The 26967-nt window shown below is 69.3% G+C and carries 24 protein-coding genes, 1 tRNA gene and 2 pseudogenes; 16 read left to right on the top strand and 11 right to left on the bottom strand.

Features of this window, described 5'->3' with window-relative positions; translation table 11 throughout:
* Nucleotides 1-112 precede the first annotated feature (112 nt).
* Both AB0M87_RS24365 and AB0M87_RS24360 read left to right on the top strand, forming a co-directional pair.
* Complete coding sequence (locus AB0M87_RS24365) at nucleotides 113-1522, top strand: cytosine permease (RefSeq protein ID WP_365856311.1); 1410 nt, start codon at nucleotides 113-115, stop codon at nucleotides 1520-1522.
* 90 nt (nucleotides 1523-1612) lie between these two features.
* Nucleotides 1613-2038: a hypothetical protein gene (locus AB0M87_RS24360; RefSeq protein WP_365856309.1), complete on the top strand. Its 426-nt coding sequence runs from the start codon at nucleotides 1613-1615 to the stop codon at nucleotides 2036-2038.
* Nucleotides 2039-2057: 19 nt separating this feature from the next.
* On the opposite strand, the gene AB0M87_RS24355 is transcribed toward AB0M87_RS24360, so the two are convergent.
* Nucleotides 2058-2819 carry an SDR family oxidoreductase gene (locus AB0M87_RS24355; RefSeq protein ID WP_365856306.1) on the bottom strand — a complete coding sequence of 254 codons (762 nt, stop codon included), beginning with the start codon at nucleotides 2817-2819 and terminating at the stop codon, nucleotides 2058-2060.
* A gap of 158 nt (nucleotides 2820-2977) precedes the next feature.
* Here AB0M87_RS24355 and AB0M87_RS24350 point away from each other — a divergent pair.
* Nucleotides 2978-3649, top strand: a pseudogene (locus tag AB0M87_RS24350) (transcriptional regulator); the annotation flags it as partial.
* A 273-nt stretch (nucleotides 3650-3922) separates the two neighbouring features.
* Here the strand turns inward: AB0M87_RS24350 and AB0M87_RS24345 are convergent.
* Nucleotides 3923-5308 carry a cystathionine beta-synthase gene (locus AB0M87_RS24345; protein ID WP_365856450.1) on the bottom strand — a complete coding sequence of 462 codons (1386 nt, stop codon included), beginning with the start codon at nucleotides 5306-5308 and terminating at the stop codon, nucleotides 3923-3925.
* 97 nt (nucleotides 5309-5405) lie between these two features.
* Between AB0M87_RS24345 and AB0M87_RS24340 the strand changes: the two genes are divergently transcribed.
* The 3 genes from AB0M87_RS24340 (at nucleotide 5406) to AB0M87_RS24330 (ending at nucleotide 9077) form a co-directional block, all read left to right on the top strand.
* The gene (locus AB0M87_RS24340) at nucleotides 5406-6398 is read left to right on the top strand and encodes an SGNH/GDSL hydrolase family protein (RefSeq protein WP_365856448.1); all 993 of its coding nucleotides are present in this window, start codon (nucleotides 5406-5408) and stop codon (nucleotides 6396-6398) included.
* 248 nt (nucleotides 6399-6646) lie between these two features.
* Nucleotides 6647-7867: an acetyl-CoA C-acetyltransferase gene (locus tag AB0M87_RS24335; RefSeq protein WP_365856304.1), complete on the top strand. Its 1221-nt coding sequence runs from the start codon at nucleotides 6647-6649 to the stop codon at nucleotides 7865-7867.
* Between the two features lie 325 nt (nucleotides 7868-8192).
* Nucleotides 8193-9077 carry a hypothetical protein gene (locus tag AB0M87_RS24330; RefSeq protein ID WP_365856302.1) on the top strand — a complete coding sequence of 295 codons (885 nt, stop codon included), beginning with the start codon at nucleotides 8193-8195 and terminating at the stop codon, nucleotides 9075-9077.
* Between the two features lie 64 nt (nucleotides 9078-9141).
* Here AB0M87_RS24330 and AB0M87_RS24325 read toward each other — a convergent pair whose 3' ends face one another.
* Nucleotides 9142-9459, bottom strand: coding sequence for a hypothetical protein (locus AB0M87_RS24325; protein ID WP_365856300.1), 318 nt, complete (start codon nucleotides 9457-9459; stop codon nucleotides 9142-9144).
* A gap of 111 nt (nucleotides 9460-9570) precedes the next feature.
* Between AB0M87_RS24325 and AB0M87_RS24320 the strand changes: the two genes are divergently transcribed.
* Complete coding sequence (locus AB0M87_RS24320; RefSeq protein WP_365856298.1) at nucleotides 9571-9801, top strand: DUF4287 domain-containing protein; 231 nt, start codon at nucleotides 9571-9573, stop codon at nucleotides 9799-9801.
* A gap of 59 nt (nucleotides 9802-9860) precedes the next feature.
* On the opposite strand, the gene AB0M87_RS24315 is transcribed toward AB0M87_RS24320, so the two are convergent.
* Nucleotides 9861-10694, bottom strand: coding sequence for a Bax inhibitor-1/YccA family protein (locus tag AB0M87_RS24315; RefSeq protein WP_365856296.1), 834 nt, complete (start codon nucleotides 10692-10694; stop codon nucleotides 9861-9863).
* Between the two features lie 502 nt (nucleotides 10695-11196).
* Here AB0M87_RS24315 and AB0M87_RS24310 point away from each other — a divergent pair.
* The 5 genes from AB0M87_RS24310 (at nucleotide 11197) to AB0M87_RS24290 (ending at nucleotide 15024) form a co-directional block, all read left to right on the top strand.
* Entirely contained in the window at nucleotides 11197-11490 is a 294-nt protein-coding gene (locus AB0M87_RS24310) for a hypothetical protein (RefSeq protein ID WP_365856294.1), read from the top strand.
* Nucleotides 11487-12899 carry a hypothetical protein gene (locus tag AB0M87_RS24305; protein ID WP_365856292.1) on the top strand — a complete coding sequence of 471 codons (1413 nt, stop codon included), beginning with the start codon at nucleotides 11487-11489 and terminating at the stop codon, nucleotides 12897-12899. Before AB0M87_RS24310 ends, AB0M87_RS24305 begins: the two co-directional genes overlap by 4 nt.
* 72 nt (nucleotides 12900-12971) lie before the next feature.
* Nucleotides 12972-13784 (top strand): hypothetical protein, encoded by an 813-nt coding sequence (locus AB0M87_RS24300; protein WP_365856290.1) that lies wholly within the window; start codon nucleotides 12972-12974, stop codon nucleotides 13782-13784.
* Nucleotides 13781-14425 carry a hypothetical protein gene (locus AB0M87_RS24295; protein ID WP_365856288.1) on the top strand — a complete coding sequence of 215 codons (645 nt, stop codon included), beginning with the start codon at nucleotides 13781-13783 and terminating at the stop codon, nucleotides 14423-14425. Before AB0M87_RS24300 ends, AB0M87_RS24295 begins: the two co-directional genes overlap by 4 nt.
* The gene (locus AB0M87_RS24290; protein ID WP_365856286.1) at nucleotides 14425-15024 is read left to right on the top strand and encodes a hypothetical protein; all 600 of its coding nucleotides are present in this window, start codon (nucleotides 14425-14427) and stop codon (nucleotides 15022-15024) included. The genes AB0M87_RS24295 and AB0M87_RS24290 overlap by 1 nt, the downstream gene beginning before the upstream one ends.
* Nucleotides 15025-15492: 468 nt before the next feature.
* On the opposite strand, the gene AB0M87_RS24285 is transcribed toward AB0M87_RS24290, so the two are convergent.
* Nucleotides 15493-16953 (bottom strand): ricin-type beta-trefoil lectin domain protein, encoded by a 1461-nt coding sequence (locus AB0M87_RS24285; RefSeq protein ID WP_365856284.1) that lies wholly within the window; start codon nucleotides 16951-16953, stop codon nucleotides 15493-15495.
* Between the two features lie 270 nt (nucleotides 16954-17223).
* On the opposite strand from AB0M87_RS24285, the gene AB0M87_RS24280 reads away from it, so the two are divergent.
* Nucleotides 17224-18030 carry a nucleotidyltransferase domain-containing protein gene (locus tag AB0M87_RS24280; RefSeq protein WP_365856282.1) on the top strand — a complete coding sequence of 269 codons (807 nt, stop codon included), beginning with the start codon at nucleotides 17224-17226 and terminating at the stop codon, nucleotides 18028-18030.
* Nucleotides 18031-18165: 135 nt separating this feature from the next.
* Here AB0M87_RS24280 and AB0M87_RS24275 read toward each other — a convergent pair whose 3' ends face one another.
* From AB0M87_RS24275 to AB0M87_RS24260, 4 genes are all read right to left on the bottom strand, one after another.
* Nucleotides 18166-18924: a hypothetical protein gene (locus AB0M87_RS24275; RefSeq protein ID WP_365856280.1), complete on the bottom strand. Its 759-nt coding sequence runs from the start codon at nucleotides 18922-18924 to the stop codon at nucleotides 18166-18168.
* 129 nt (nucleotides 18925-19053) lie between these two features.
* The gene (locus tag AB0M87_RS24270) at nucleotides 19054-19410 is read right to left on the bottom strand and encodes a hypothetical protein (protein WP_365856278.1); all 357 of its coding nucleotides are present in this window, start codon (nucleotides 19408-19410) and stop codon (nucleotides 19054-19056) included.
* Nucleotides 19411-19462: 52 nt separating this feature from the next.
* Complete coding sequence (locus tag AB0M87_RS24265) at nucleotides 19463-19711, bottom strand: hypothetical protein (RefSeq protein WP_365856276.1); 249 nt, start codon at nucleotides 19709-19711, stop codon at nucleotides 19463-19465.
* A gap of 139 nt (nucleotides 19712-19850) precedes the next feature.
* Nucleotides 19851-20777 carry a hypothetical protein gene (locus tag AB0M87_RS24260; protein ID WP_365856274.1) on the bottom strand — a complete coding sequence of 309 codons (927 nt, stop codon included), beginning with the start codon at nucleotides 20775-20777 and terminating at the stop codon, nucleotides 19851-19853.
* Between the two features lie 312 nt (nucleotides 20778-21089).
* On the opposite strand from AB0M87_RS24260, the pseudogene AB0M87_RS24255 reads away from it, so the two are divergent.
* Nucleotides 21090-21338: pseudogene (locus AB0M87_RS24255) on the top strand (alpha/beta fold hydrolase); the annotation flags it as partial.
* A 172-nt stretch (nucleotides 21339-21510) separates the two neighbouring features.
* On the opposite strand, the gene AB0M87_RS24250 reads toward AB0M87_RS24255, so the two are convergent.
* Nucleotides 21511-21594 (bottom strand) — tRNA-Leu (locus AB0M87_RS24250).
* Nucleotides 21595-22187: 593 nt separating this feature from the next.
* On the opposite strand from AB0M87_RS24250, the gene AB0M87_RS24245 reads away from it, so the two are divergent.
* Both AB0M87_RS24245 and AB0M87_RS24240 read left to right on the top strand, forming a co-directional pair.
* Nucleotides 22188-22958 carry an ABC transporter ATP-binding protein gene (locus AB0M87_RS24245; protein ID WP_365856272.1) on the top strand — a complete coding sequence of 257 codons (771 nt, stop codon included), beginning with the start codon at nucleotides 22188-22190 and terminating at the stop codon, nucleotides 22956-22958.
* A 75-nt stretch (nucleotides 22959-23033) separates the two neighbouring features.
* Nucleotides 23034-25562, top strand: coding sequence for an FtsX-like permease family protein (locus AB0M87_RS24240; protein ID WP_365856270.1), 2529 nt, complete (start codon nucleotides 23034-23036; stop codon nucleotides 25560-25562).
* A gap of 78 nt (nucleotides 25563-25640) precedes the next feature.
* Here AB0M87_RS24240 and AB0M87_RS24235 read toward each other — a convergent pair whose 3' ends face one another.
* On the bottom strand, nucleotides 25641-26936 hold the full coding sequence (locus AB0M87_RS24235) for a cyclopropane-fatty-acyl-phospholipid synthase family protein (protein WP_365856268.1): 1296 nt from the start codon (nucleotides 26934-26936) through the stop codon (nucleotides 25641-25643).
* Nucleotides 26937-26967: the final 31 nt, after the last annotated feature.

Genomic DNA, 26967 nt, shown 5'->3' with positions numbered 1-26967 from the left:
CACTCCGCAGCCTGCACCTATTGACCTTCCATTCATCTCGGACCACTCTGCATAGATCGATACATCGCGGGGATGCGGCGCAGTGATGCGGGGAACGAGAGGAAGGCCGTCCATGGCAGGCCTGGTGGAACAGCGATCGATCGACGTCGTACCCGACGAGGAGCGCCACGGCACGGCCTTCTCCCAGTTCACCCTCTGGGTCGGCGCGAACCTCCACATCACCGCGGTCGTCACCGGCGCGCTCGCCGTGGTCTTCGGCGGCGGCGCGCTCTGGTCGATCATCGGACTGCTCCTGGGCAATCTGCTCGGCGGCGCGGTCATGGCCCTGCACTCCGCGCAGGGCCCCCGCCTCGGCCTTCCGCAGATGATCTCCTCGCGCGCCCAGTTCGGCGTGAAGGGAGCGGTCGTCCCGCTCGTCCTGGTCATCCTCATGTACGTGGGCTTCTTCGCCAGCGGCACGGTGCTCGCCGGTCAGGCGGTCGGCGAACTCACCCACCTGGGCGACACCACGGGCATCATCATCTTCGCCGTGGTCACCGCCGCCATGGCCGTCATCGGCTACCGGATCATCCACACCCTGGGCCGGGTCGCGAGCATCGTCTGCGCCATCGCCTTCGTCTACCTCGGCATCCGGCTGCTGGACCGCGTCGACCTCTCGACCGTCCTGCACGACCACAGCTTCTCCTTCCCCCTCTTCCTCCTCGCCGTCTCCCTCTCCGCCTCCTGGCAGCTGGCCTTCGGCCCCTACGTCGCCGACTACTCGCGCTATCTGCCCAGGACCACCAGCGGCCGTGCCACCTTCTGGTGGACCCTCGGCGGCAGCGCGCTGGGCTCCCAGTGGTCGATGACCTTCGGCGTCCTGGTGGCCGCCACGGCCGGTGACGCCTTCCTGAACAGCCAGGTCGGATACGTGGTCGGCCTCGGCGGCACCGGCCTGATGGCCTCGGTGCTCTACTTCGTCATCGCGCTGGGCAAACTCACCATCAACGTGCTGAACACCTATGGCGGCTTCATGTCGATGGTGACCAGCGTCAGCGGCTTCCGCGGCCAGAAGACCCTCACCCCGCGCGGCCGCACCCTCTACATCCTGATCATCATGATCGCCGGCACCGTGGTGGCCCTGGCCGGCAAGGACAGCTTCCTGAACTCCTTCAAGGACTTCCTGCTCTTCCTGCTGGCCTTCTTCACCCCGTGGTCGGCGATCAACCTGGTCGACTACTACCTGATCTCCCGGGAGCGCTACGACATTCCCGCCCTGTCCGACCCGCACGGCCGCTACGGTTCCTGGCGCTGGGACGCCCTGCTGGTCTACGGAGTCGGCCTGCTGGCCCAGTTCCCCTTTCTGGCCACGTCCTTCTACACCGGCCCCCTGGTCGACCCACTCGGCGGAGCGGACATCTCCTGGATCGTGGGTCTGCTGATCCCCGCGACGCTGTACTGGCTGCTGGCTCACCGCAACACCGCGCACATCCCGCCGGCCACCATCCGCAGCACCGCACCCGCCACACCGGTGGCCCGTTAGCGCGCCGGGGCCCCGTCCGGAGGAAGGCCCCCACCGCATTGGGGGGCTAGCCCCACTGCCCCGGCGGCCCGGGATTCGTACCGTATTCACATGGAAGCCAGCGAACCGGAGCTGAAGAAGGAACTCGACGCCACCCTGCACGCCCGCAGGGAGCTCGGCGCGGACTACGACACCGCGCTGGTCGAGTCGTTCCTGGAGAAAGTGGAGCAGCGTCTCGACGGCACGGTGGACCGCCGGGTGCGCCGCCAGCTGGCCGAGCAGCAACTGGTGGTGGCCCGGGGCAGCCGCCCGCCGCAGTCCGAGAGCAGCTTCGGTGAGCGCTTCGGCTTCGGCATCATCACGCTGATCGTGTCCATCCCGTTGTCCGCGATCGGCGTCGTACAGGCCCACCTCCCCGGACTGCTGGTGACCTGGGCGGGCATCGTCGGCGTCAACGTGGTCCACGCGGCGCGCGACGGCGGCCTGTTCCCGCACCGCCGGGGCAAGTCCTCCTCCGCGTCGGACTGGGAGGAGTGAGGGGGTACGGCGTCCGGGCTCACGCCTGACGCGTCGGGAGCACGATCACCTGGCGCAGGTTGATGTGCCGCGCCCGGCTCGTGACGTACCCGACCAGGTCCGCGATGTCGTCCGACGCCAGCGTTCCGATGGCGTCGAACATGCCGTTCAGCTGCCCCGACAACTCGGCGTTGTCGATGTGCCCGCCGAGTTCCGTGTCGGTCAGGCCGGGCTCGATATTGGTCACCCGGACGTCGCGCGGGCCCAGTTCGGTGCGCAGCGACTCGGAGAGATAGGTGAGCGCGGCCTTGGTCGCGCCGTAGACGGCGTAGTTCGGAAACATCACGTGCGCGCCGATCGAGGAGATGTTGACCAGGTCGGCCGTCCGGCCGTCCGCAGCGGCGGCCAGCAGATCCGGAGTGAAGGCACGGATCATGCGCAGCGCGCCGGTCACATTGGTGTCCAGCATCCGCTGCCACTCGTCGATGCGGCCGTCGTCGACCGGGTTCGGCAGCATCACGCCGGCGCCGTTCACCAGCAGATCGACCGGCCCGTACACCTCATGGACGCGCGCCACGGCGGCGTCCACCGACCGCTGGTCGGTGACATCCGCGGTCACGGCCAGCGCGTGACCGCCCTCGGCCGTGATCTTCTCGGCCAGCTCCCCGAGCCGCCCGGCACGCCGGGCCAGCAGCACCACCCGGGCGCCGCGGGCGGCCAGCAGCCGGGCCGTCGCCTCCCCCATACCGCTGGCCGCTCCGGTGATCACCGCGGTCCGGCCGGAAAGGTTCTCGTACGTCATGATGCGTGGCTCCCTTGGCTTCCTGCGGGGTTCCGCAGGGGTGTTCCTGCTGACGGAGACCACTCTGCTCGGGGTCCGGCGGGTTACCCAGGGCTGACCTTTTCCTGGGTCTGCCAGTACCAGGTTGGCGCCGCTGCCATGTCCTAGCTAAGGGCTGTCGTCTGGAGCAGGGCCGCGGACCGAGCGTTTCGGACGCCGTACTGGACGCGGTCGGCCGCGTCCTGCGGCTGGACGGGACCGAACAGCAGTATCTCCGCGAGGTGGCCCGCCCGCGCCGCGGCTCGCCCGTGGCCCGCCGGCGGGTGCGGCCCGGGCTGCAGTTGCTGCTCGACACCATCGAGCGGGCGCCCGCCTTCGTTCTCGGCCGCCGCATGGATGTCCTTGCCTGGAACGCTCTGGCGGACGCGGTCTGCGGCTTCGGCCGGATGACGCCGGAGAATCGGAACATGCCCCGGCAGGTGTTCCTCGCCCCGGAGGCCCGCGAGCTGTACCCGGAGTGGGACGCGGTGGCGGCCGAGACGGTCGCCCATCTGCGACTGGACGCGGGCCGCCACCCCGGCGACAAGCAACTGGCGGCTCTGGTGGGTGAGTTGTCGCTGAAAAGTGATGACTTCCGCCGACTCTGGGCGGACCACCTGGTGAAGGAGAAGACCTACGGAGTGAAACGCATCGCTCACCCCGTGGTGGGCGAGCTGTCCCTTCCGTACGAAACCCTCGCCCTGCCCGGCGACCCGGACCAACTGCTGGTGGCCTACACCCCGCAGCCCGGCTCGGCGACGGCGGAACGCCTTGCCCTGCTGGGGAGTTGGATTACTCCCGCGCGGAAGTGATCCGGCACGGACGACCGCGGGGACCGCCGCACCCCCGGCGAACCGGAGGGCGGGACGACGGCGGTCCCCGCGAGGACGCGGTGACGGGTCAGGGACCGTTGCCGCGTCCATGGCGTCCTGGAGGCCGGGAGCCGCTCCGGAGGTCCGTGACGCCGTTCGTGCCGCCGGAAGGCCGTCCTTCCGACATCCACCACTGTGCCCGGCCCGTGTTAAGAGCGTGCTGCGTGCACATGTCGCGCTCGTACCACTGTCCGAACCGGGCGTTCGCGGCTGCTACGCGTCGGCCTTGGCCAGGAAGGCCAGCAGGTCCTGCCGGGTCACCACACCCGTCGGCTTGCCCTCCACCAGGACGATCGCCGCGTCCGCCTTGCCCAGCACCGACATCAGGTCCCCGACCGGCTCGCCGGACCCGACCAGCGGGAGCGGGGAGGACATGTGCTTCTCCAAGGCGTCCCCCAGCAGGGCCCGCTTGGTGAACAGCGCGTCGAGCAGCTCGCGTTCGACGACGGAGCCGATGACCTCGGCAGCCATCACGTCCGGATGTCCGGCACCCGGCTTGACGATCGGCATCTGCGAGACGCCGTACTCGCGCAGCACGTCGATGGCCTCGCCGACGGTCTCCTCGGGGTGCATGTGCACGAGATGCGGGATGCCGTGCGACTTGTACTCGAGTACGTCGGCGACGCGCGGATCGGTCCCCGGCTGCTCCAGGAAGCCGTAGTCGTTCATCCACTCATCATTGAAGATCTTGCTGAGGTATCCGCGCCCGCTGTCCGGCAACAGTACCACCACGATGTCGTCCGGACCGAGGTCCTTCGCCACGTGCAGCGCAGCCACCACCGCCATCCCGCAGGAGCCGCCGACCAGCAGGCCCTCCTCCTTGGCGAGACGGCGGGTCATCTGGAAGGAGTCCTTGTCGGACACCGCGACGATGTCATCGGTGACGGAGCTGTCGTACGCCGTCGGCCAGAAGTCCTCACCGACACCCTCGACCAGGTACGGGCGTCCCGAGCCGCCGGAGTACACGGAACCCTCCGGGTCGGCCCCGATGATCTTCACCCGGCCGTCCGAGACGTCCTTGAGGTAGCGGCCGGTACCGGAGATCGTGCCGCCGGTGCCGACGCCTGTGACGAAGTGGGTGATCTTCCCGTCCGTCTGTTCCCACAGTTCGGGACCGGTGGTCTCGTAGTGCGAGCGCGGGTTGTTCGGGTTGCTGTACTGGTCGGGCTTCCAGCCGCCCGGCGTCTCCCTGACCAGCCGGTCGGAGACGTTGTAGTACGAGTCGGGGTGGTCCGGGTCCACCGCGGTCGGGCAGACGACGACGTCGGCGCCGTACGCCCGGAGGACGTTGATCTTGTCGGTGGAGACCTTGTCCGGGCACACGAAGATGCACTTGTAGCCCTTCTGCTGGGCCACGATGGCAAGTCCGACGCCGGTGTTGCCGCTGGTCGGCTCGACGATCGTGCCGCCGGGCTGCAGTTCGCCGCTCTGCTCGGCCGCCTCGATCATGCGGACGGCGATGCGGTCCTTCACCGAACCGCCCGGGTTGAAGTATTCGACCTTGGCCAGGACGGTCGCCCTGATACCTGTGGTCACGTTGTTGAGCCTCACCAGCGGGGTGTTGCCGACGAGGCTGATCATCGAGTCGTGAAAGTGCACCATGACGCTCAGCGTATTGGACAAGATTGGGCGGCACCTGTCTCCGGGCAGTTAGGTGATGTACGGCTATGAGGAGGTGGCGGTGTCGAGAGCGAGGGTGGCACGGCGGATCGCCGCGGGCGCGGCATACGGCGGAGGCGGCATCGGTCTGGTCGGGGCGGCAGCGGTGGGCGTGTTACTCGCCGAGGTGCAGCTGGCGAAGCGGTCCGTGGGCGGTGGGCGTGCCCCCCAGGCGCCGAACGCGGACGGGCGGTACGGATTGGCGTTCGCCGGGCGCAGCGGACACCTGGAGCCCTTGCGGCTGGCCATGCTCGGCGACTCCACTGCGGCGGGGCAGGGCGTGCGGCGGGCCGGTCAGACGCCGGCCGCGCTGCTGGCTTCGGGGCTCGCCGCGGTGGCGGAGCGTCCGGTGGATCTGCGAAACGTGGCCCTGCCGGGTGCGATGTCGGACGATCTGGACCGCCAGGTGGCCCTGATCCTCGATGATCCGGGACGCCTCCCGGAAGTGTGCGTGATCATGGTCGGCGCGAACGACGTGACCCACCGGATGCCGCCGACCCAGTCGGTCCGCCACCTCACCACGGCGGTGCGCAGGCTGCGCGCGGCCGGCGCCGAGGTCATCGTGGGCACCTGCCCGGATCTGGGCACGGTGGAGCCGGTGTACCAGCCGCTGCGCTGGCTGGCGCGACGGGTCTCCCGGCAACTGGCGGCGGCGCAGACGATCGGGGTGATCGAGCAGGGCGGGCGCACGGTGTCGCTGGGCGAGCTGCTGGGGCCCGAGTTCGCCGCGAACCCCCGTGAGCTGTTCGGGCCGGACAATTACCACCCGTCGGCGGAAGGATATGCGACGGCAGCGATGGCCGTGCTGCCCACGCTGTGCGCGGCGCTGGGGCTGTGGCCGGAGACGGACCACCTGGACGCCACGCGCGACGAGGACATGCTGCCGGTGGCGAAGGCCGCTTCGGCCGCCGCGGCGGAGTCCGGTACGGAGGTCACCGGGGCGCGGGCCCCGTGGGCGCTGCTGAAGCACCGCCGCCGGCGGCGGCTGCCCGACGCGTCGGAGCCGGCGGACACCGCGCCGCAGGGGTGAAGTGGGTCCCCTCACCGAAGTGGCCCCCTCACCGCCGTCCTGCGGGTTCGGCGCCGCCGGGCCTTCTGGCGGCCCGGCCGCAAACGGACTACATTCTGAGCGGTCGCTTAGAAAAGAGTCCCGTATCACACGCCATGTCCGGTGACCTCTGCGCTACGGGCGGGTAACTTCCAGACAGCCTGCCCACCGCTGACCGGATCCACCCACCAGGCCCCGCGCCTGCCACCCCGAGCCCTCTGGAGCACGTGATGCCCGAAGCCGTGATCGTCTCAACCGCCCGCTCCCCGATCGGTCGTGCGTTCAAGGGGTCACTGAAGGACCTGCGCGCCGACGACCTCACCGCGACCATCATCCGCACCGCACTCGCCAAGGTCCCGGAACTGGACCCCAAGGACATCGACGACCTGATGCTCGGCTGCGGCCTGCCCGGCGGCGAGCAGGGCAACAACCTCGGCCGGATCGTCGCCGTACAGATGGGGATGGACCACCTTCCCGGCTGTACGGTCACCCGTTACTGCTCGTCGTCCCTGCAGACCTCCCGGATGGCGCTGCACGCCATCAAGGCGGGCGAGGGCGACGTCTTCATCTCGGCCGGCGTCGAAATGGTGTCGCGCTTCGTGAAGGGCAATTCGGACAGCCTGCCGGACACGCACAACCCGCTGTTCGCGGAGGCCGAGGCCCGTACCGAGGCCGTCGCGCAGACCGAGGGCGCCACCTGGCACGACCCGCGTGAGGACGGCCTGGTGCCCGACGCGTACATCGCGATGGGCCAGACCGCCGAGAACCTCGCCGGCCTCAAGGGCGTCAGCCGCCAGGACATGGACGAGTTCGGTGTCCGCTCGCAGAACCTCGCCGAGGAAGCCATCAAGAACGGCTTCTGGGAGCGCGAGATCACCCCGGTCACCCTTCCGGACGGCACCGTGGTCTCGAAGGACGACGGCCCGCGCGCCGGAGTGACCCTGGAAGGCGTGCAGGGTCTGAAGCCGGTCTTCCGCCCCGACGGCCGGGTCACCGCCGGCAACTGCTGCCCGCTGAACGACGGCGCCGCCGCGCTGGTCATCATGAGCGACACCAAGGCGCGCGAGCTCGGCCTGACCCCGCTGGCCCGGATCGTCTCCACGGGCGTCACCGGCCTGTCGCCCGAGATCATGGGTTACGGCCCGGTGGAGGCGTCCAGGCAGGCGCTGAAGCGGGCCGGGCTGAACATCGGCGACATCGACCTCGCCGAGATCAACGAGGCGTTCGCCGCCCAGGTCATCCCGTCGTACCGGGACCTGGGACTCGACCTGGACAAGGTGAACGTCAACGGTGGCGCCATCGCTGTGGGCCATCCCTTCGGAATGACCGGCGCGCGGATCACCGGCACGCTGATCAACAGCCTGCAGTTCCACGACAAGCAGTTCGGTCTGGAGACCATGTGCGTGGGTGGCGGCCAGGGCATGGCCATGGTCATCGAGCGACTGAGCTGACCCGGGCCGCCTGCCGCACCGCCCCCGGCCTGCTGCGATCGTCCCGCCGCACCGTTGTTTCGATCACCCAGGGGCATCACGGAACACCGGGCTGTGACAATCGGACGGCGAATACACCTTTCGCGTCCCGGTCGTGACCGAATCTCCCCCAGGATGTGACCTATCTCCTGGGGGAGAGCTATTCCCGCAGGTCACAGGGGTATCGCTGATTAACCTCGGGCCCAAAGACCTGTCCAATTCATGACGTAATGCACTGACAGGCAGCACACTCCCACGACAAGCTGATGTAGTAAGTCGGGGAACCATTGAATCCGGGAGTAAGTCAGTGAGCGCCTTGTCTATTGCCCTGCTGCTGACGACGGCCGCCGCCACGGCTGTCGGGGCTGCGTCCCTGCACGCCGCACACGGCCTGCGCCGCCAGATCGCCGCACTCCGCGGCGAACTGGCCGTGACGGCCGGCGGCGCCCGGGGCGTGACCGTACCCGCCGCGCGGGAGACTCCGGCCGTCGAGATACGCGCCGCGGTCGCCGAAGCGCTGGCCGAGGAACGAGAACGTGAACTGGCGGAAGCGCGAGCCTTCTGGGCCGCGCAGGAGTCCCGCGACGGCGCGGACGCGCCGTCGTTGCTCGGCGGTCTGGCCGGACTCGGCGAGGACACCGCGTTCTTCCTGCCCCGCCAGGCGGACTTCACCGGCTTCGACGCGGGTTTCGACGCCGCCGCCGAAACCGGCCTCGAGACCGCCTTCGAGACGGGATTCGGCGCCGAGCTGGAGCCGGCGGCCGAGCCGGCCGTCGACACCGACGACGAACCGGCCGCCGACGAATTCGCCAACGAGAGCGCCGAACTGGCCGCGGCCCGCCGGCGTCACCCTTCGCATCCGGACTTCGTTCCGGCCCAGGCACCCGCCGTGTCGGACCATGAGCGCATGGTCAACCGGCTCGAGGCACTCGCCGAGACCCGCACCGCGCTCACCGACGTGCGCCCCGGGCCGCTCGGCACCCTCGATGTGTACGTCTTCACGGACGGCACCACGCTCTGCATGACGCCGGGCCACCGGGAGACCGCCGAACGCCTGGCCGAGGCACTCCGTCTGGGTGAAGCCCCGGTCCTGCTGGGCGGTTCCGGGATCTCCGGTGCGTTCGCACTGACCTTCACGTGCGGGGACGAGAACGTCTACATCCTCGCCGACCGCGTCATAGCCTCACTCTGAGTCCCGCCGGGAGCCCCCACCGGGACTCCCGCGCCCCGGGCGTCCCACGCGCAGCGGTCCGCCGTCACAGTCCCGCTGCCACCGCCGCCGCTTCCACGATCCTCACGGCCTCGTCCAGCTCCTCGGACGGGGCCGTCCGCAGTTCCTGGGCCAGGTCGTTCCCGGCGACGGCGAGTTGATCGGCGACGACGAACATCCCGGTGTCCGGCATGATCCGCACCGGTGCGTCCGGATCCTCAAGTCGCTGCGCCCGCAAGGAGAGTTCTCTGGCCAGCGCGAGCCCTTCGGCGGCGGCGCCGCGCTGCAGCCGGCTCTGCGGGGCGGACCGCAGGCGGTCGGCGAACCGGGCCACCGCGGTAGTGAGGGGGGTCGTATCAAGCACGCCGCGACCCTACGCGCCCGCGCCCGACTGTTGCCAACGGGCCGAAGCTCAGGCACGGTGCATGGAAGGACGGTCTACGGCCGACTCAGCGCAATGCCTCCGGAGGCGCCGATGTCCCAAGTCTTCTCCGATGAGACCCATCGCAATCTGCTCTCCCGCATCCCCCAGTGCACAGGGCGGGAAGTGTCCGACTGGCTCCGTGCCGTCGACGAAGGACCCACCCTCGTCCGTTTCGACGAGAAGGTCAGCTGGCTGAGAACCGAACACCACTTGGCTTACGGTCACGCCAAAGCCATCATCCACGAGTACGACCTGAGGCGCGCCGCGCGGCGACTGGCCTGAGGCGTACGGAAGGGCCCGCCCGGACGAATCCGGACGGGCCCTCACAGCACCGCAGACCGCTAGCGGTTGAAGATCGCGACGATGCGCAGCATCTCCATGTAGATCCAGACCAGCGCCATCGTCAGACCGAAGGCCGCCAGCCAGGACTCCTCACGCGGCGCGCCGTAGGCGATGCCGTCCTCGATCTGCTTGAAGTCGAGGGTCAGGAAGAAGCAGCCGATCAGGATGGCCAGCACCCCGACGGCCAGGCCGAGCGGCCCGAAGCTGCGCAGGCCGCCGTGGTCGGCAACGCCGGTGACGACGAGCAGCAGGTTGACCATCATCACGATCACGAAGGCGATGGCGATGGTCATGCCGATCCGCGCATACCGCGCGGTGACCCGGATCCAGCGCTGCTTGTACGCGAACAGCGTGGCGGCCGAGACCGCCATCGTGCCGAGCACCGCCTGGAAGGGCGCGCCGGACCACTGACTGTTGTACATCTCGCTGATCACGCCGAGGAAGATGCCCTCGAAGACGGCGTAACCGAAGATCAGCGCGGGCACCGGCTTGCGCTTGAAGGACTGCACCATGGCGAAGACGAAGGCCACCAGCGCGGACCCGAAGGCCAGACCGAAACTGGTCGCGGTGACCGGCAGCACAACCCAGGCCAGTACGGCGCCGAGCACCACGGTGCCGAGCGTCATGGCCGTACGGGTGACGACGTCGTCCATCGTCATGACGTTGGTGCGCGGAGGCGCTGGCGGGGCGTAGGGGTCGGTAGCGTACGGGTTGGTCGCGTACGGGTTGGTCCCTACCGCCGGGCCCCCGGCCTGCGGCGCCGCGTTGAAGCCCGCGTAGCCGGTGTCACGGCTGAAGCCCCGTCGCGAGAAGACCGGGTTGCTGCTCCTCATCTCACTCCTCAGTGGCCACCGGGCGTGGCCTCGCAACAAGAGTAATGGGACAGCAAAGGGAGGCTCTACTGCCCAGGAAGGATCTTTTCACGATTATGACGCCGATCGGGGGGATTCATCCCGGCCTCGACGCCGAGCCACCCGCACGGCCCTCACGGGCCGCCCGGCCGCCGACCGCCGGCACCGGCACCCTGCGGAGTCCTTCGACGGCTGGGACAAGCAGCCGCACGCGCTGATCGCCGAGGCCGCTCTCGCCGCCTACCAGCAGGGCCTTTCCCCCAGCACGGAGTCTGCCGCCGGGTCCGCGGAGAACCTGGCCCTGCCGCCCGGCCCCTCCTGCTGGACGCTGCTTTTGCATTCCGTTGGTTGCTGAGCCGGAAGGCCATGCAGGACAGTAAGCGCGGTCGTTCCCGGCCGGAGAGCCGGACGAGCCGGACGAGGCGGACGGACAGCCCGCCGGAGAGCACGAGTAACGGGGGTCGGAGTGGCGGACCACATAGCGGTGTCCACGACGGAACTGCGGGAAATCAGCCGGTCGGTGGCGAAGCTGAAGTCGCACTTCGAGAATGCCAAGGACCTGGTCGACTCCTACGACACGGAGATGGGATCGGGCGATGTCGCGAGCGCGCTCGATGACTTCGCGGACGACTGGAAGAAGAAGCGCAAGCAGCTCTGCGACGGCCTGGAGTTCCTCGGCAAAACGGCCGGCGCGGCGGCCAAGGCCTACGACGGCCTCGACCAGCACCTCGCTCAGGCCCTGCTGAAATCCGAGCCGAAGAGTGGCAAGGGCGAATGAGCGACGACTTCTCGGGCGTCGACTGGCAGACCGCCCGCTACGACGACAACGAATTCACCCCCGGCGACCCCTATGAGGTGGCCCGGCTCGGCAAGCGCATCGCCGACACCGCCGCCATGATCCAGGATCAGGCCACCAAGCTGCACAACCTGGTCGACGGCAACGGCTGGGACTCCGACGCCGGGCGTGAGTTCACGAAGAAGACCGCGGAAACGGTCGGGCTGCTCACGAAGTCGCACCAGCGGTACGCGGCCGCCGCCGGTGCTCTCGGCTCCTCGGTGGGCCTCGAACCCGTTTCCGACGAGGCGCGGGAGAACTGGGCCACCGCCCTCAACCACGCGCAGAACCTGGTCCGTACGGCGCTCAAGAAGGCCAAAGCAGCCGATGCGGACGGCAGCCACTATCAGAAGCAGATCGACCACCATCCGGGCCACGACGACCACCCCGGCAAGCAGAAGCTGCAGAAGCAGAAGACGTCGGCGGACTCGGACCTGGAGGACGCCAAGACGGACCTCCGTCACGCGCTGTCCTACCGGGACACCCAGGCCGGTTACGCCAAGTCGGCCATTCACGACGCCGTCGACCACGACGGGCTGAAGGATCCCGAACACCACTGGTGGGACAGTGTGGAGGACTGGGTCGCGAAGATCGGCCACTGGGCCGGGGTGGCCGCGGCCATTCTGGGTGTGCTGGCCCTCGTCCTGAGCTGGGTGCCCGTCCTCGGTGAGGTTCTCGCGGCGCTGGCCCTGGTGGCCTCGGTGGTCGCTCTGGTCTGCGACACGATCTCGGCCCTGGACGGCAAAGGCACCTGGCTGGACGTCGCCATCGACGCGATCGGTGTCCTGTCCTTCGGTGCCGGCCGGATCCTCGGCACTACGGCGAAGGAGGCGGCCGTGGCGGCGCGCGGCTCCTCCGCCGTCAAGGACGTCCAGCTGGCGCGGGACATCGGGCTGAACCCGGCGGCGGCCCGCGGACTCGCCGAGTCTCTCAACGGCATCAAACCTGGCCAAATCGGCAAGGCCCTGGCCGAGGGGCCCGCCGAACTCCTTCCGCGGATGCGGTCCGTGGTCAAGGAGTCCCTGAATGCCAAGGCCTACGTCAACGACGTCCGGGTAGCCGCCGGAAAACTGCCGGGCGAGGAAAGCCTGGTCACCGAGGGTGCTCCCAAGCTCGCGCAGATCACCGGCTCCTCGTTCAAAAGCATGGCGGGTTACGGCAAGGGGCTCTTCATCAGCAGCCAGACACTGCCGCTCGCGGCCGGCTGGTCGAACCTCGCACCGGTCAGCGATGGGGAGTCGTGGGTCACCGGGCCGGACGGCCTGGGCAGGGTGAAGGAAATTCCGGGCTTGGGGGCCGGAGGAATACCGTTCTACAACTGGCGCTGGAGTACACCCGGGGACGGCGGCTGACCCGATCGGCTGCGGGACTCCACGGAACGCCGCCGCAGAGCAGGTTCACTGAGCAAGGAAAGCAAGGACCACGTGGCGAGTGAGGATGAGCGAACCGTCGACGATCTGTTCGCGGAGCTGCCGGAGGACGGGCGGCGGACGCTGGAAGAGATCGGCATGGGACTGCCGGAACTGCGCCGTATCTCCGTCGGCGACGGCGGCATGCGGAGAGTACGCGGCATCCTCTCCGAGTTCACCGCCGAAGCCGATCCGCGACGCCCGGGTGACGACGAGGGCCCGGCAGAGCGGACCGCCGTGTGGCCCTGGCTGCGACTGCTGCTGGCCGGCGTCGCCGGGTTCGTCCTGTGCGAACTGTCCACCCTCGTGCTGGGCACCGGGCTCTCCCTGTTGGTGGGGGTCCTCGGCGGAGTGGGTGTCATCTTCGCGGCACTCGGGACCCGGGAGTCGCACGGGGGACTGGTCCTGCGGTGGCTCACGGTGGCGGCGTACTTCGTCCTGATCCTCGTCGCTTCCTACTCCGCCCAGGAGTGGTACCTGCAGTTGCGCGGAGTGGAGCAGACGGTCACCATCACCGTGCCCAGCCACCAGTGGGCCCACGGGTCTCGCCAGACGCACTGCCGGGTCCGGTTGCCGGACGGTACCGTCCACCAGGTGTTCCGCAACAGGGAGGACTGCGCCGACCGGATCGGGGCCACGAGTACCGCCGTGGTCGATCCGTCCGGTCGCTTCCGCCCGTTCCTCGGCCCCGAGTCCGACCTAGGTGACACCGTCGAGACCGTCGTGTCCCTGGCAGCGGGCGCCGTACTGGTTCTGGCACCGGCGGGCGCTGTCATCGGCAGGCCACGGCGAAACCGAGACGATCGACCGAGCGGAATGACGGCGTGACCACATCTCCCGGTTCGGGCAGCACGCCCTCCGACAGGGGCCGCACGGCCACCGCACCCCCTTCCGACTACCGCATAGCCGTTCCCGAAGGCTGGGAACGAGTCGTCCTCGACCCCGACCGCTGGACCCACCGCATCGACAAGGTGGTCAACCGCGGGCTGCGCCGGACGAAGGCCAATCCGCAGTTGAAGGCCGCGCTCGCCGACCGGCTCCGGGAGCAGGCCGAGGCCGCGCACGCGAACGGTGGCGTGGAGATGTACGTCGTCAACCAGATCATCGGCCAGGTGCCGGTGTCCGCCGGCCTGGTCGTCACCGTCCTGCAGCCCCCGCAGGACACCGCGGCGGCGGACCTGTCCGAGATCGCCCTGTCCCTGGCGGCGCGCGGCGCCGACGTCACCATGACCGACCTGCCCGCAGGCCCGGCCGTGCGCCACCTCCACCGTCAACGTCCCGCCGCCGACGACCCGGACGGCAACAAGCTGCCGCTCACGCACCTGGACCTCTACCTGGCGGTGCCGTGCAGTGGGCAGCGCCTGCTGCTCTCGTTCTCCACCCCGACGCCGACGTCGATGGAGCCGCTCGCGGACGCGCTGGTGACACTCTTCGACTCGATCGCCCACACCCTGCAATGGATGGCCTGATGCCCGAGTTCGCCGCTTCCACGGTACGCATGCAGGCGCCGGACGACGCCGTCTCCCTACCGGTGCGTGAACTGGTCGACCTGGATTCCTGGGCCGCTGACGCGGCCCGGCTGCGGGTGGGCCCCGAAGGCGACAAGCGGCTGATCGAGGCGCTCGCCACCGAACTGCGTGAGGCCGCCGTGGACTCGCGCGCTCGCGGGCCGGTCACTGCGCTGTCGTACGTCCCCGACCCACAGCTCGGAGAACTGGCCCGCATCGAGTTGTCGGCGCTGGTGGCAGACGAGACGTACCCCACCATGACCGTCGATCTCCTCCACCGCTACCTGACCACTCCGACGGACATCTCACTCCGTCCGCCCGAGGCGGAGCTGCGGACCCTTCCCGCCGGCCCCTCGGTCCGGGTGCGGCACGCGTACGTTCAGGACTCCGACCGGGACGGGACGGGCACCGTCATGGAGACCTGCGCCTACGGCATCTGCCCGGCCGAGAAGTGGGGCCTCGTGCTGATCAGCTCGTGGCGCGCCGTCGCGCACACGGACGCCCTGTGCGCACTGACGGACAGCCTCGCGCACACCGTCTCCGTGACCGCCAAGGGCTGAAGCCCTGTTCCCGCCCGGCGTGCAGCGGGAGCCGCTGCCGTCGGATCCACCGCCCGGGGGGTCAGCCTTCGGACGGGAGCCGGCGGGGAACGGCGGCGAGGGTGGCCAGCGCGGCTGCCAGGTAGAGCCCGGCAGCGGCAAAAGCCGCCTGGTGCATGCCGGTGAGGAAGGACGGCGGGTGGGCGGCGCTGCCCGCGAGCGCGCCGAACGCGGGCAGTGCCCACGGCTCCGCCGGTCTGGCGTGCGGTCAGGAAGTACCCCGCACACATCACCACCAGGACGACTCGGGGCGACCCGGCCGACGGACCCTCGCCCGGCCCGGCCGTACCGGGCTGTGCGTCCGTCGGCCGCGGCCCGGACATGCTTCGGTCAGGCTCACGATCGGCCACCGGAACGCTCACTCCATCGGCATGTCCGGTGCCCATCGCCGGGCGGGATGAACCCGAGCGAAGCGGGGTCAACGCCCGGTCAGCCGACTGCCGTGATCCGCCACTGCTGGTTGCTGCTGTTCGAGTCGCTGTACTGCCCCAGGTCGGAGCCGACACCCGTGCGGCCCATACCGTCGATGTACAAGCCGGTGGCTCGGTTCTTGATGCGCACGTTGTTCGCATCGGTCAGGACCGACCACTGCTGGTTGGTACTGCCGGTCCCGTCGTACTGGCCCACCGCGGCGCCGTTGGAGGTGCGGCCCTGGCCGTCCAGGTAGAGCCCGGTGGCACGGTTCCTGATGCGTACGAAGTTGCCGTCGTTCTCGATGGTCCACTGCTCCTCGTAGCGGCTGCCGCTGTTCCCCCACAGGTCGGCGTTGGATCCGTTGGCAGTGCGGCCGGCGCCGTCGATGTAGAGGCCGGTGGCAGCGTTGGTGATCCTGACGTAGGTGCCGCCTCCGTTGCCGATGCCCCACGCGTACCGCAGCCGGGTCAGCCCGGAGGTGTTGACCAGCGACAGCTTGATACCCGCGCCGCTTCCGCTCCTGGTCGTCAAGCTGTACCAGTCACCGTCGCGCAGACCGGGCCAGTACACGCTGCCCATACCGAGGTTGTGCAGTTCGCTGCTGACACCCCTGATGTAGTCGGCGAAGAACGATCCGCTCGGAATGCTGTAGTCGATGGTGTTGTACTGGACGCCGTTCTTGCTGCCGGGGCTCATCGGGCCGCCCCATTCGGTGGCGATGGTCCGGCCGGCGTATGCGCCGATGTAGCCGGCGAGGTGGTTCGCCCAGCTGGTCTCGTCCTCGTAGCTCGCGAAGAACGAGTAGTCGTGCACCGCGAGCAGTGTGTTGTTCAGACGGCTGTCCCCTCCGACCGCCGCGACGTTCTGTGCGTAGCCGGCGCCGTCGAGGATCACCCTGCCGCGCGGCACCTTGGGGTACCTGGACAGCCAGTCGTTGTACAGGTCGTCGAGGGCTGAGGTGCCGTAGGCGTACGGCTCGTTGATGACCTCGAAGTAGGCGTTCGGGTTGCTCCCGTACTTGGCGACGACGGTGTCCCACATCCGGTTGAAGCCGGCCGTGTCGGCCGGCTTGCCGTTGGCGTACGCCCAATAGGCCAGGATGACCTTGCCCTTGCTGAGCGCTTTGTCGATGGCCCCGGTGTACGTCGGCCAATAGCTGGAGACGGTGGGCTCGTTGATCGGCATGCGGACGGTGTTCGCGCCGGTGATCGAGTACATCTGGCCGACCACCCGATCCGCCACGGTTGCTGCCGACGCGTGTGTGTCCGACGAGCTGAGACCGGACGGGTACAGCACGCCGTTGACGAAGTTGTCCCGCGGGTCGGCCCAGTTCACGCCCCTGTACTGGTTGGTGGACGCGTGCGCCTGGCCCGACCCGAATGTCGTCAGAGTTCCTACTGCCAGCGCGAACACGGCAAGCAGCCTGAACAGGGTGAACACGGCTCCGCGAGCTGTCGCGTGGTGAGGCGATCTCATCAGCTCGTCCTCCTTGCGGCTCTCAGTGGTTCGACCGATGTGGTCAGAGACATCGATAACGGACCGCCCGACCGCATCGCTACGTCGCGAACCGAAGCGCTCACAAACGTTTGCATACGAACACCGGCCCGGTCCCGTGGGTCTTGCAGAGGGAGCCGGGCGGGCACCAGGCCGAGCAGGCTCGTACCACCTGGTCGAGTGGGGCGAGCGCTGACATGCCCCTCGGAAAACCGCTCGGCAGCGGACGAGGACACAGGGCACAGTGGCCCCATGAGCGGCAGCGGGCTGGAGAAGGACGGGACGATCGCACGGGAAGGTGCACTGAGCCGTGTGCCGGAAACCTTCGCCCCCGTCATCGAAGCCGCCCGCGCTCGGATCACCGAGATGTTCGACAGCGCCCGGCTGCACAGCGCCTATCTCTACGGCAGCATCCCCCGCGGCGCCGCCATCCCCGGCGTATCCGACCTCGACCTGCTTCTCGCCCTCCGCCATGAGCCCACCGAGGCCGACCGGTCGGACGCCAGGACGATCGAGGCCACTCTCGATGGTTCCTTCACCCAGATCAACGGCGTCGGGATCCTCCTGTCCAGCAGCCGCGTCCTGCTCAGTTCACTCGAGCGTCATGACGGCGGTTTCTTCGTCGCTTGTCTGTGCACCCCGCTGCTGGGCAGCGACCTCGCCGGACAGCTTCCCCGCTACCACCCCACTACCCTGCTCGCCCGCGAGACGAACGGTGACCTCTCGCTCGCCCTCCCACGCTGGCGCGAGCGAGCGACCGAAGCCGCCACGGACGCGGACCGCAGGACCCTCAGCCGTCTCGCCGCCCGCAAGGTCGTGCGCACCGGATTCACCCTGATCATGCCTCGCTGGGGCGGCTGGACCAGCGACCTCAGCGAGTCCGCCGAACTCTTCGGCCGCTACTACCCCGAGCGCGTCGAGCAGATGCGCGTGGCCGCGGCCACCGGCCGCGCTCCCTCCGCGGATCCGGCGGTACTCAGCATGCTCATCGACGACCTGGGGCCCTGGCTCGCCGCCGAATACACAGCCGTTCACGGCGAGAAAGCGCCCCGCCCCTGAGCCGCCACTCATCCACGAGTGCCTGCATGACCGCGCCGGACAGGCCCGTCCACAGGCGCACCGGTAGCTGATCCGGTGGCCGAGCAGTCCGCCCACCGGCGCTCCACCGCTACCGTCCCCGGTTGCGAGTCCGTTCTACCGGCCGGCCTGGTCGTGCCGCAGACCCCGATGGAGAAACCACGCCGTACCTGCGACGGCCGCCCCGCAGACCGTGGGCACGAGCAACCACGGGAGGCCCGTCCACACGGTGGTCAGACCCACGACGGCGCAGGTGGCACCCGAGACGATGAGCAGCCACTTGCCGTACGGGCGCCAGGTGAAGAGTCCGGGGCCGCGCGGCCGGGCCAGCCGCACCGCACCGAACATCAGCCCCAACGCCGCCAGCAGGCCCGCGAACGTGCCGACGGCTGCGGCCATCTGCGGTTCATCGCGAGGCGCGTCGGCGGAATTCTGCCGGGTGTCCCCCTGAGCGACCACGACGATGACACCACGCCAGACGGTACCGGTGGCCCGGTCCCCCCGCTGGAGCCCGCTCAGCACCGGCCCCGGGTCACCGAAAGGCACGACCACCCTTGAGAAGGGCTCCGGGCCGTTCACGGTCGCCTGCATGTGCCTGGGGCTGTTCCGGGTGCCCTCGACGGTGAAGGTGAGCTTCCGGAGGCAGTCCTCCGACCTCGGTATCACCGTGCGTGCGGGGCACGCCTCGGCTGCCTTGTACTCCCGGTAGCGGACACGATCGGCGGGCAGCCAGGTGACGAAGACGAAGTAGCAGGTCAGTGTGGCGGCCAGTGACGACACGATCAGCACCGCACCCATCAGCAGGCGTGGGCCGGCCCTTGACGGGCGCGGTGTTCCGTCTTCCCTCCGGCCGGTACCGGTTCTCATCGTGGTCATCACTCGTCCCTGCCGACCCCACGAAATCCAAGGACACCAGTCTCGTCCAGCCGCGATCAAGCGGAAAAGACGGCCGTCCACCGCGTCTGCTCCGCCGCCTCGCGGGAAGTCCTGGCCCGGCGTCCCGGGTCACGCGTCGCCCTGGAGGAAGACGTCGACCCGGATGTCCAACCACGCGAGACCGGCCCATGCGAGGGCGGCCATCGTGACCGCGGCCACCCCACCCGATGCCGCGGTCCGCGCGCTTCTCCCGGCCCGGCGGCGGAGCAGGCCGCTGGTGACTGCCCAGGCCGCCAGCGTGATCACCGGCACCCCGAACAGCATGAACGGCAGCTCCACATACAGCAGGCTCCAGTCCCGCCGGCCTTCGAAACTCCCCTGAAGAGCCGGGCGGGCACCCCGCAGCCACACCCCGAACCCGACACCCATACCGATGGCCGCCACGAGGCAGCCGATGCCACTCGCGGGCTCTGCTCGCTCCTTCATGCCCTTACCGACGTGCCCTGCGTGATCGCAGTTCCCGGCACCGCCGGTATGGTCAGGCCCGGTTGATCTGCACGTCTGTGCACCCGCCACGGTCGCCCAGGAGGATGCGATGCCCCACATACGGGGCAGCGCAGGGCGCCGGAGAGTTGGCCAGCGGGCCCCTGACGGTGCCCACGAGCCGGGTCACGGGGTTGTCCTGGGCGAAGTCGGTCTGTCCTGGGTCTGCCGTGGCCGTCGTGGCACCGCACAGGATCGCGGCGCCGGACAGCAACGCGGCTGCTCCCAGCCTTGTTCCACGCATCAAGGTTGCTCCGTTCCTTCGTGTCGGCGCCGGAGGTGGCGCCGTTCATGAGAACGCCCTCAACCTGGTCTTGGTCACGCCATCTCTTGGTCACGCCATCAGCAGCCCGGTCCGCCCGTAACCCCGGAGCGAACCTGGCTCAAAATCCATGGTCGATCTTCTTTTCCCGCATCAGCTCACCCAACTCGGCGTCCGACAACGGGTGCAGAGTGTCCAGGAGATGGCGTAGACCGGGTTCGTCAAGGGTCTGACTGTTGACCTCGAACTCCGTGTTCCGGTGGCGGCGGGTAAGGGTGACCTCGCGGGCGCCGCCGGACAGGTCGCGGACCGTGACCGTCTCACGGTGTGCGTCCACCGTGCAGGTCACGCCCTTCTCCGCAGTCGCGGGACATCCGGGTGACGGAGTGAAAGGTGAGCGCACCACGAGGTCCACATAGCCCAACTCGTACCCCTCCCGGAGAGGGCGGTAGTCGACGAGGAAGGAGGCGGGGCCGAGCTCGGCACGGGATACGTGCATGCCCGGCGGCGCAGCGCCCAGGTACAGCAGCTCCGGCTTCTCCCGGTACTGCGCGACCTCCGCCGCGTGTTGACGTTGCTGTGCCTGCGCCGGACCGATGTAGCCCCCGTAGGCGACCCCGGCCGCCAGCACGGCCAGTGCCCCTGACCGCACCCACCGGCTCGGCACGAAGAACGCCGCGGCCACCGCGTACGGCACCCCCGTCAGCGTGATCCGGGCACCGGCGCTCCCGAGATCAACGTCCCCACCGTAGGCGGCCAGACCTGCCAGGACGCCGATCGTGCCGGGGACGAAGACCAGTACTGCCCAGCCCCACCGCCGCCGCGGTGAGCCGCACAGCGGCACCAAGGTTTTCGCCGGTTGGCCCGCTGCGGTCAGCAGAGCCACTGTCAGCGGCACACCCAATGCCAAGACCAGCAGCAGCGCACCGGCACCGCCGCCCCAGGCCGCTGCCAGCAGCCCGAAGCCGAGCGCCGGCACCACGGCCGTCATCACCGCCCAGACCAGAAAGAGATGCAGGGCCGTGAGCGCCCCTCTGCCACTCGTCATACCGCGGAGCCTGCCAACCGGCGTCCTGGCGCACATGAGTACGCGTACTCACCGCCGTAGCAGGGGGTGCAGTTTTTCGGTAGTCAGCCATGCCCCGACGTGATGGTCTGGGGTGGTCATGCGCCGCGGACAACGGCTTGCAGAACCACACGTCACCGGGGGCGTGCCTCGATGACGCGGCTGAAGAGAGGAGAAGCCCATGGCGACGTACGTCCTCGTGCCCGGCGGTTGGCACGGCGCGTGGTCATTTGACCCGGTAGTTCCGCTGCTGGAGCGTGCCGGTCACACCGTTCACGCCCTGACCTGACCGGATTGCGCCCCGACGACGACAACGCGACGGTTGCGACCGCCGACCTCGACACCCACGCTGACGACGTGTTGCACCTCCTCGATGGCGCTCACATCACCAGCGCGACGCTGGTCGGCCACAGCTACGGCGGGATGGTGATCTCCGCCGCCGCCGACCGTGCCCGCGGCCGGGTCTCACGAGTGCCACTGCTGCTGGCACTCGTCCGAATCCACGTCGTCGAACCGCTCGGTCTGGACGGGCGCCGAACGGGAACCGCTGAGCCGCCACCTCACCTGGTAGCTCGAGACCTCGCCAGCCTTGTTTTGCCGCTCCACGATGTGCGCCATGCCCGGATCGTAGGCACGGTGGTGCACCCGCGGTGCACCGAACGCACTAAAGGCAGGTATGAGCCGTTTTCGCAGATCAACGCCTTGCTCGGAGAGGTGCCCGGAACCGGACTTGAACCGGTACGCCCCCGAGAGGGCAGCGAGGTTTAAGCTCGCCGTGTCTGCATTCCACCATCCGGGCAAGGCGCGCGGCTCCGCGTTACGTGAGATCAGAGCCTATCCGGAGGTGACCCCTGGTCAGCCGGATAAGATCCCGATGTTGTCTTATTTTATTGGTACCTGAGGGCTCGTCAGTGGGCGGGAACGCCATTGGCACTTGCCACGTGCCGTGACGGGGTCGTACCCGGGAGTACAGGAATGACGGAAAGTCGCCGCCCGGCCAGGGGGACGGTGCGGGCCGTCCGGTGCGGTCGTTGACGCAGCGCGGTAGCGGGTGCGGGCCGAGGGTGGCCGGATCAGGAGGGTGACACCGGTCATGCGCGCGCCCTGCTGGACCTGATCGCGGGCGGCGAACCGTCCGGATTCGAGGACGCGCCCGCCCGGCTGTTCCCTTGGCGGCAGCACCGCACCGCCGCGCCGCGCCGGGCCGCGAGGCGCTGAGAAGCTACCGCTGGGGGGCCGCCTCGGGGGTCGGGTCATACCCGAGGAGGAGGCGGCGGCTCCCCGGTCAGTCTCAAGGCGGCCCCGGGAACGGGCATGCGGAGGGACGTCCGGGCGCCGGGCGGCAGCGAGGATGAAGAAGTCCCCGCAGACCGCCCCGACAGGAGCTTCACCGTGACCACGTACACCACCGCCAGCCGCGCCACCGCGGTGGCCGCACGCGCCGTCGAACTGTCCAAGGTGTACGGACAGGGTGAGACCCAGGTCGTTGCCCTGGACCAGGTCACCGTGGACTTCAGGCAGGGCGAGTTCACCGCGATCATGGGCCCGTCGGGCTCCGGCAAGTCGACGCTGATGCACTGCGTGGCGGGGCTGGACACCTTCAGCTCCGGCTCGGTACGGATCGGCGAGACCGAGCTCGGCACGCTCAAGGACAAGCAGCTCACCCAGCTGCGCCGGGACAAGATCGGCTTCATCTTCCAGGCGTTCAACCTGCTGCCCACGCTGACCGCGGCCGAGAACATCACGCTGCCGATGGACATCGCGGGCCGCCGGCCCGACAAGGCGTGGCTGGCGAGTGTCATCGAGATGGTCGGCCTCGGGGACCGGCTCAAGCACCGGCCGACCCAGCTGTCCGGCGGCCAGCAGCAGCGGGTGGCAGTGGCGCGCGCTCTGGCCTCGCAGCCCGAGATCATCTTCGGTGACGAGCCGACCGGGAACCTGGACTCCCGCTCCGGCGCCGAGGTGCTGGGCTTCCTGCGCAACTCCGTGCGTGAGCTGGGCCAGACCGTCGTCATGGTGACCCACGACCCGGTGGCCGCGGCCTACGCGGACCGGGTGATCTTCCTCGCCGACGGCCGGATCGTCGACGAGATGCTGACCCCCACCGCCGACGGCGTGCTCGACCGGATGAAGGAGTTCGACGCCCGGGGCCGGACCAGCTGACACCGGCGGGCTCCGCCGCCCGTACCGCGCCTCCACCACTCCAGGGCCTCCACAACTTTCAGGACTGACAACACCATGTTCCGTACCGCCTTGCGCAATGTGCTCGCGCACAAGGCCAGGCTGCTGATGACGCTGCTCGCCGTGATGCTCGGCGTGGCCTTCGTCTCCGGCACCCTGGTCTTCACCGACACCCTCGGCCACGCCTACCGCAACCAGTCGGCGAAGAGCTACGACGATGTCGCGGTCTCCGTCACCTCGTACAGCGACGACAGCGGCGCCCACCAGAACCCCGGCGTCAGCGCGAAGACTCTGGAGCGGATACGCGGCCTCGACGGCGTCTCTTCCGCCACCGGCCGGGTCTCCGGATTCGCCGGCGTCGCCGACCGGCACGGCAAGCTGATCGGCAACGGCTGGTCCAACACCGGGGGCAACTACGCCCCGGACAAGCAGGGCAAGGACAGCCAGTACACCTTCACCGACGGCTCTGGCCCGGTGCGCGACGGCCAGATCGCCCTCGACCGGTCCACCGCCGACAAGGGCGGCTACCAGGTCGGCGACACCGTGCGGGTCGCCACCAACGGGCCGGTGCGGGAGTACGAACTCGCCGGCATCTTCGACACCGAGGACGGCGCGGTCAGCGCCGGCGGCAGCCTGGTGCTCTTCGACACGTCCGTGGCGCAGAAGCTGTATCTGGAGCCGGGCTACTTCGAGGACGTCAACGTGGCCGCCGCCGGCGGCGCATCGGCCCAGCGGATCCTGGCCGACGTCAAGCCGCTGCTGCCGAAGAACGCCGACGCGCAGACCGGCAAGCAGCTCGCCGACGACCAGGCCAAGCAGATCGAGAAGGGCATGTCCGGGCTCAGCCAGCTACTGCTTGCCTTCGCCGGGGTCGCGCTCTTCGTCGGCATCTTCCTGATCTCCAACACCTTCACCATGCTGGTCGCCCAGCGCACCAAGGAGCTGGCTCTGCTGCGTGCGGTCGGCGCCTCGCGCAAGCAGGTCACCCGATCGGTACTCGCCGAAGCCCTGGTGGTCGGCGCGGTCGCATCGGCGATCGGGTTCGTCCTGGGAATCGGCCTCGCCGTGGGGCTGCGCTCCGCGATGGGAGCCTTCGGTGCCAAGGTGCCCGGTGGCCCGCTGGTCGTGGCGCCCACCACCGCGCTCGCCGCGTTCGGTGTCGGCGTGGTGATCACCATGCTGGCCGCCTGGCTGCCGGCCCGCAGAGCGGCGAAGATCCCCCCGGTGGCGGCCATGGGCAGCGCCCACCTCCCGGCGACCACCAAGTCCCTGGTGGTGCGGAACTCCATCGGCGGTGTCATCACCCTGCTCGGCGCCGCGGTGATCGTCGCGGGTGCGGCCGCCGGGTCCGGCGGCCGGACGATGATCGCGGCTGGCGCGTTCCTGACGCTGATCGGCGTGATCGTGCTGATCCCGCTGCTGTCCCGCCCGGCGATCGCCGTCGTACGGCCGTTGCTGCACCGGCTGTTCGGGGTGTCCGGCAAGCTGGCCGGCCAGAACGCGGTGCGCAATCCGCGCCGCACCGGGGCCACCGCGTCGGCGCTGGCGATCGGTCTCACCCTGGTCACCGGGCTCTCGGTACTGGGCGCCACCATGGGCCAGGCCGTCGACCGGATGACCACGGACAACTTCAAGGGCGACTACATGGTCGAGATGGCCAACGGCATGTCGCTCGACCCTGCCACGGTCACCGCCCTGCACAAGGCCAAGGGGGTCACCGCCGCGTCACCGCAGAGCGGCAGCCAGATCGCCATCGACGGCCGGGACGAATCGGTCTCGGGCGTCACCCCCGGCGACATCCAGCAGGTCCTCACCCTCGACACCGTCTCCGGTTCGCTCGACTCGCTCGGCCGGGGCCGGATCGCGATCGCCGAGAAGACCGCGGACAAGCAGGGCTGGAAGACGGGCACCAAGCTGCCGGTGACATACCTCGACGACAAGAAGGGCGAGCTGACCGTCGGCGCGGTCTACAAGGACAACGACTTCGTCTCCCCCGTGCTGGCCGCCACCGACGTGCTGGCCCGGCACGAGAAGAAGCCGGAAATCCAGCAGATCTTCGTGAAGACGGACGGCGGCGAGAGCAAGGCCAACCAGCAGGCCCTGGTGGACGCCATGGGTGACAACCCCGCCATCTCCATCTGGAATCAGCAGGACATCCGCAACCAGTTCGGCGGCGCGATCAATACCGCGCTGAACATCATGTACGGGCTGCTCGCGATGGCCCTGATCATCGCGGTGCTCGGGGTCGTCAACACCCTGGCGATGTCGGTCTTCGAACGCCAGCAGGAGATCGGGATGATCCGGGCGATCGGCCTGGACCGTGCGAAGGTGAAGCGGATGATCCGGCTGGAGGCGGTGGTGATCTCGGTCTTCGGCGCGGTGATCGGCATCGGGCTCGGCTCGTTCCTCGCCTGGGCGATCGGACAGACGATCAAGTCGAGCATCCCGAACTACGTGCTGGTCATGCCGTGGACACGGATCGGCGTCTTCCTGCTGCTCGCCGCGTTGGTCGGGGTGCTTGCCTCGCTGTGGCCGGCCCGCAGCGCCGCCCGGCTGAACATGCTGACGGCGATCAAGACCGAGTAGCGGCACGCGGATAGTCGGATACGCAGGTGGGGCCGGCCCGGACGATGTTCCGGGCCGGCCCCACCGGTGCGTAGCTCCTCAGCGCCAGTCGTACACCCGGCGCGGCACCCCCGACGCGCCTTCCGCCGGAGTCTTCACCGCCAGGATCTGGTTGACACCGATCCGGTTGCGTTCGAAGGCCAGTGCGGACGCCGCCATGTAGAGGCGCCAGACCCGGGCCCGCCCCGGGCTCGTCAGCCGTACCGCCTCCTGCCAGTGCGTTTCCAGGTTGGCCACCCATTGGCGCAGGGTGAGCCCGTAGTGCTCGCGCAGCGCCTGTACGTCGCGGGCTTCGAAGCCCGCCTCCTCCAGGGTCGCCACCGTGCGGCCCAGCGGCGCCAGTTCCCCGTCGGGGAAGACGTAGGCGTCGATGAAGCCGTCGATCTCGTAGGCGGACTCGTCCCGCTCGGGGCGGCGGCCGATCTGGTGGTTGAGCAGACGGCCGCCCGGCTTCAGCAGGGCGAACACATCGTCGGCGTACTCCCGGTAGCGGACCGAGCCGACGTGTTCGGCCATGCCGATCGACGAAATCGCGTCGTACGGACCGTCCTTGACGTCCCGGTAGTCCTGCACCCGGATCTCGATCCGGTCGGTGAGCCCCTCGTCGGCGATGCGCTTACGGGCGTACGCCGCCTGCTCACGCGAGAGGGTGACACCGGTGACCTGAACGCCGTACTCACGGGCCGCATGGATGGCCATCGAGCCCCAGCCGCAGCCGACATCGAGCAGTCGCATGCCCTCCTTGAGCGCCAGCTTGCGGCAGACCAGGTCGAGCTTGTCGCGCTGCGCGGTCTCCAGGGTGGAGTCGTCGGCCCAGTAGGCACAGGAGTAGACCATCGAAGGACCGAGCACCAACTCGTAGAAGTCGTTGCCCACGTCGTAGTGGTGGCTGATGGCCTGCTTGTCGCGGTGCTTGGTGTGGATCGGACCGCGGCGTCTGCGGATCTCCTCGGCCGGCGGGGGCGGCGGGGGCAGCGGCCCGCCGAGGTCCAGCAGCCCGCGGGCGGCCGTCCGCAGCCTCGAGTCGAGCAGCGGGTGCAGCGGCCGCTTCTTGTCCTGCTCGTCGTCGTGTTCCCAGATCAGCCCGGCCAGCAGTTCCAGGGCCGCGTACAGATCTCCCTCCACGTCGATCTCACCGGCCACCCAGGCGCGGGCGAGTCCGAGCTCGCCCGGCTTCCACAACAACCTGCGCAGGGCCCGGCGATGGCGGATCACCAGAACGGGCGTACCCGGAGGTCCGGACTCGCTGCCGTCCCAGGCCCGGATCCTTATCGGGAGCGGGGCTCCCAGCAGGTCCTCGGCGAGAGTGGTCAGCCGCAGCGCGGCGTCGGCCATGGCGCACACCTCCGTACAGACGCGGAAAGGC

The sequence above is a fragment of the Streptomyces sp. NPDC051320 genome, from assembly GCF_040682175.1.
Classification (GTDB): domain Bacteria; phylum Actinomycetota; class Actinomycetes; order Streptomycetales; family Streptomycetaceae; genus Streptomyces.
Note: the sequence above shows the minus strand (reverse complement) of the source record. Positions and strands in the feature narration are given on the sequence as shown.

What these genes read in the sequence shown, in the direction of transcription:
- AB0M87_RS24235 (WP_365856268.1), bottom strand. Translation starts at nt 26,936, where the DNA reads ATGGCCGACGCCGCGCTGCGGCTGACCACTCTCGCCGAGGACCTGCTG.
- AB0M87_RS24290 (WP_365856286.1), top strand. Translation starts at nt 14,425, where the DNA reads ATGCCCGAGTTCGCCGCTTCCACGGTACGCATGCAGGCGCCGGACGAC.
- AB0M87_RS24315 (WP_365856296.1), bottom strand. Translation starts at nt 10,694, where the DNA reads ATGAGGAGCAGCAACCCGGTCTTCTCGCGACGGGGCTTCAGCCGTGAC.
- AB0M87_RS24305 (WP_365856292.1), top strand. Translation starts at nt 11,487, where the DNA reads ATGAGCGACGACTTCTCGGGCGTCGACTGGCAGACCGCCCGCTACGAC.
- AB0M87_RS24280 (WP_365856282.1), top strand. Translation starts at nt 17,224, where the DNA reads ATGAGCGGCAGCGGGCTGGAGAAGGACGGGACGATCGCACGGGAAGGT.
- AB0M87_RS24355 (WP_365856306.1), bottom strand. Translation starts at nt 2,819, where the DNA reads ATGACGTACGAGAACCTTTCCGGCCGGACCGCGGTGATCACCGGAGCG.
- AB0M87_RS24360 (WP_365856309.1), top strand. Translation starts at nt 1,613, where the DNA reads ATGGAAGCCAGCGAACCGGAGCTGAAGAAGGAACTCGACGCCACCCTG.
- AB0M87_RS24285 (WP_365856284.1), bottom strand. Translation starts at nt 16,953, where the DNA reads ATGAGATCGCCTCACCACGCGACAGCTCGCGGAGCCGTGTTCACCCTG.
- AB0M87_RS24270 (WP_365856278.1), bottom strand. Translation starts at nt 19,410, where the DNA reads ATGAAGGAGCGAGCAGAGCCCGCGAGTGGCATCGGCTGCCTCGTGGCG.
- AB0M87_RS24320 (WP_365856298.1), top strand. Translation starts at nt 9,571, where the DNA reads ATGTCCCAAGTCTTCTCCGATGAGACCCATCGCAATCTGCTCTCCCGC.
- AB0M87_RS24260 (WP_365856274.1), bottom strand. Translation starts at nt 20,777, where the DNA reads ATGACGAGTGGCAGAGGGGCGCTCACGGCCCTGCATCTCTTTCTGGTC.
- AB0M87_RS24335 (WP_365856304.1), top strand. Translation starts at nt 6,647, where the DNA reads ATGCCCGAAGCCGTGATCGTCTCAACCGCCCGCTCCCCGATCGGTCGT.
- AB0M87_RS24365 (WP_365856311.1), top strand. Translation starts at nt 113, where the DNA reads ATGGCAGGCCTGGTGGAACAGCGATCGATCGACGTCGTACCCGACGAG.
- AB0M87_RS24240 (WP_365856270.1), top strand. Translation starts at nt 23,034, where the DNA reads ATGTTCCGTACCGCCTTGCGCAATGTGCTCGCGCACAAGGCCAGGCTG.
- AB0M87_RS24275 (WP_365856280.1), bottom strand. Translation starts at nt 18,924, where the DNA reads ATGACCACGATGAGAACCGGTACCGGCCGGAGGGAAGACGGAACACCG.
- AB0M87_RS24265 (WP_365856276.1), bottom strand. Translation starts at nt 19,711, where the DNA reads ATGCGTGGAACAAGGCTGGGAGCAGCCGCGTTGCTGTCCGGCGCCGCG.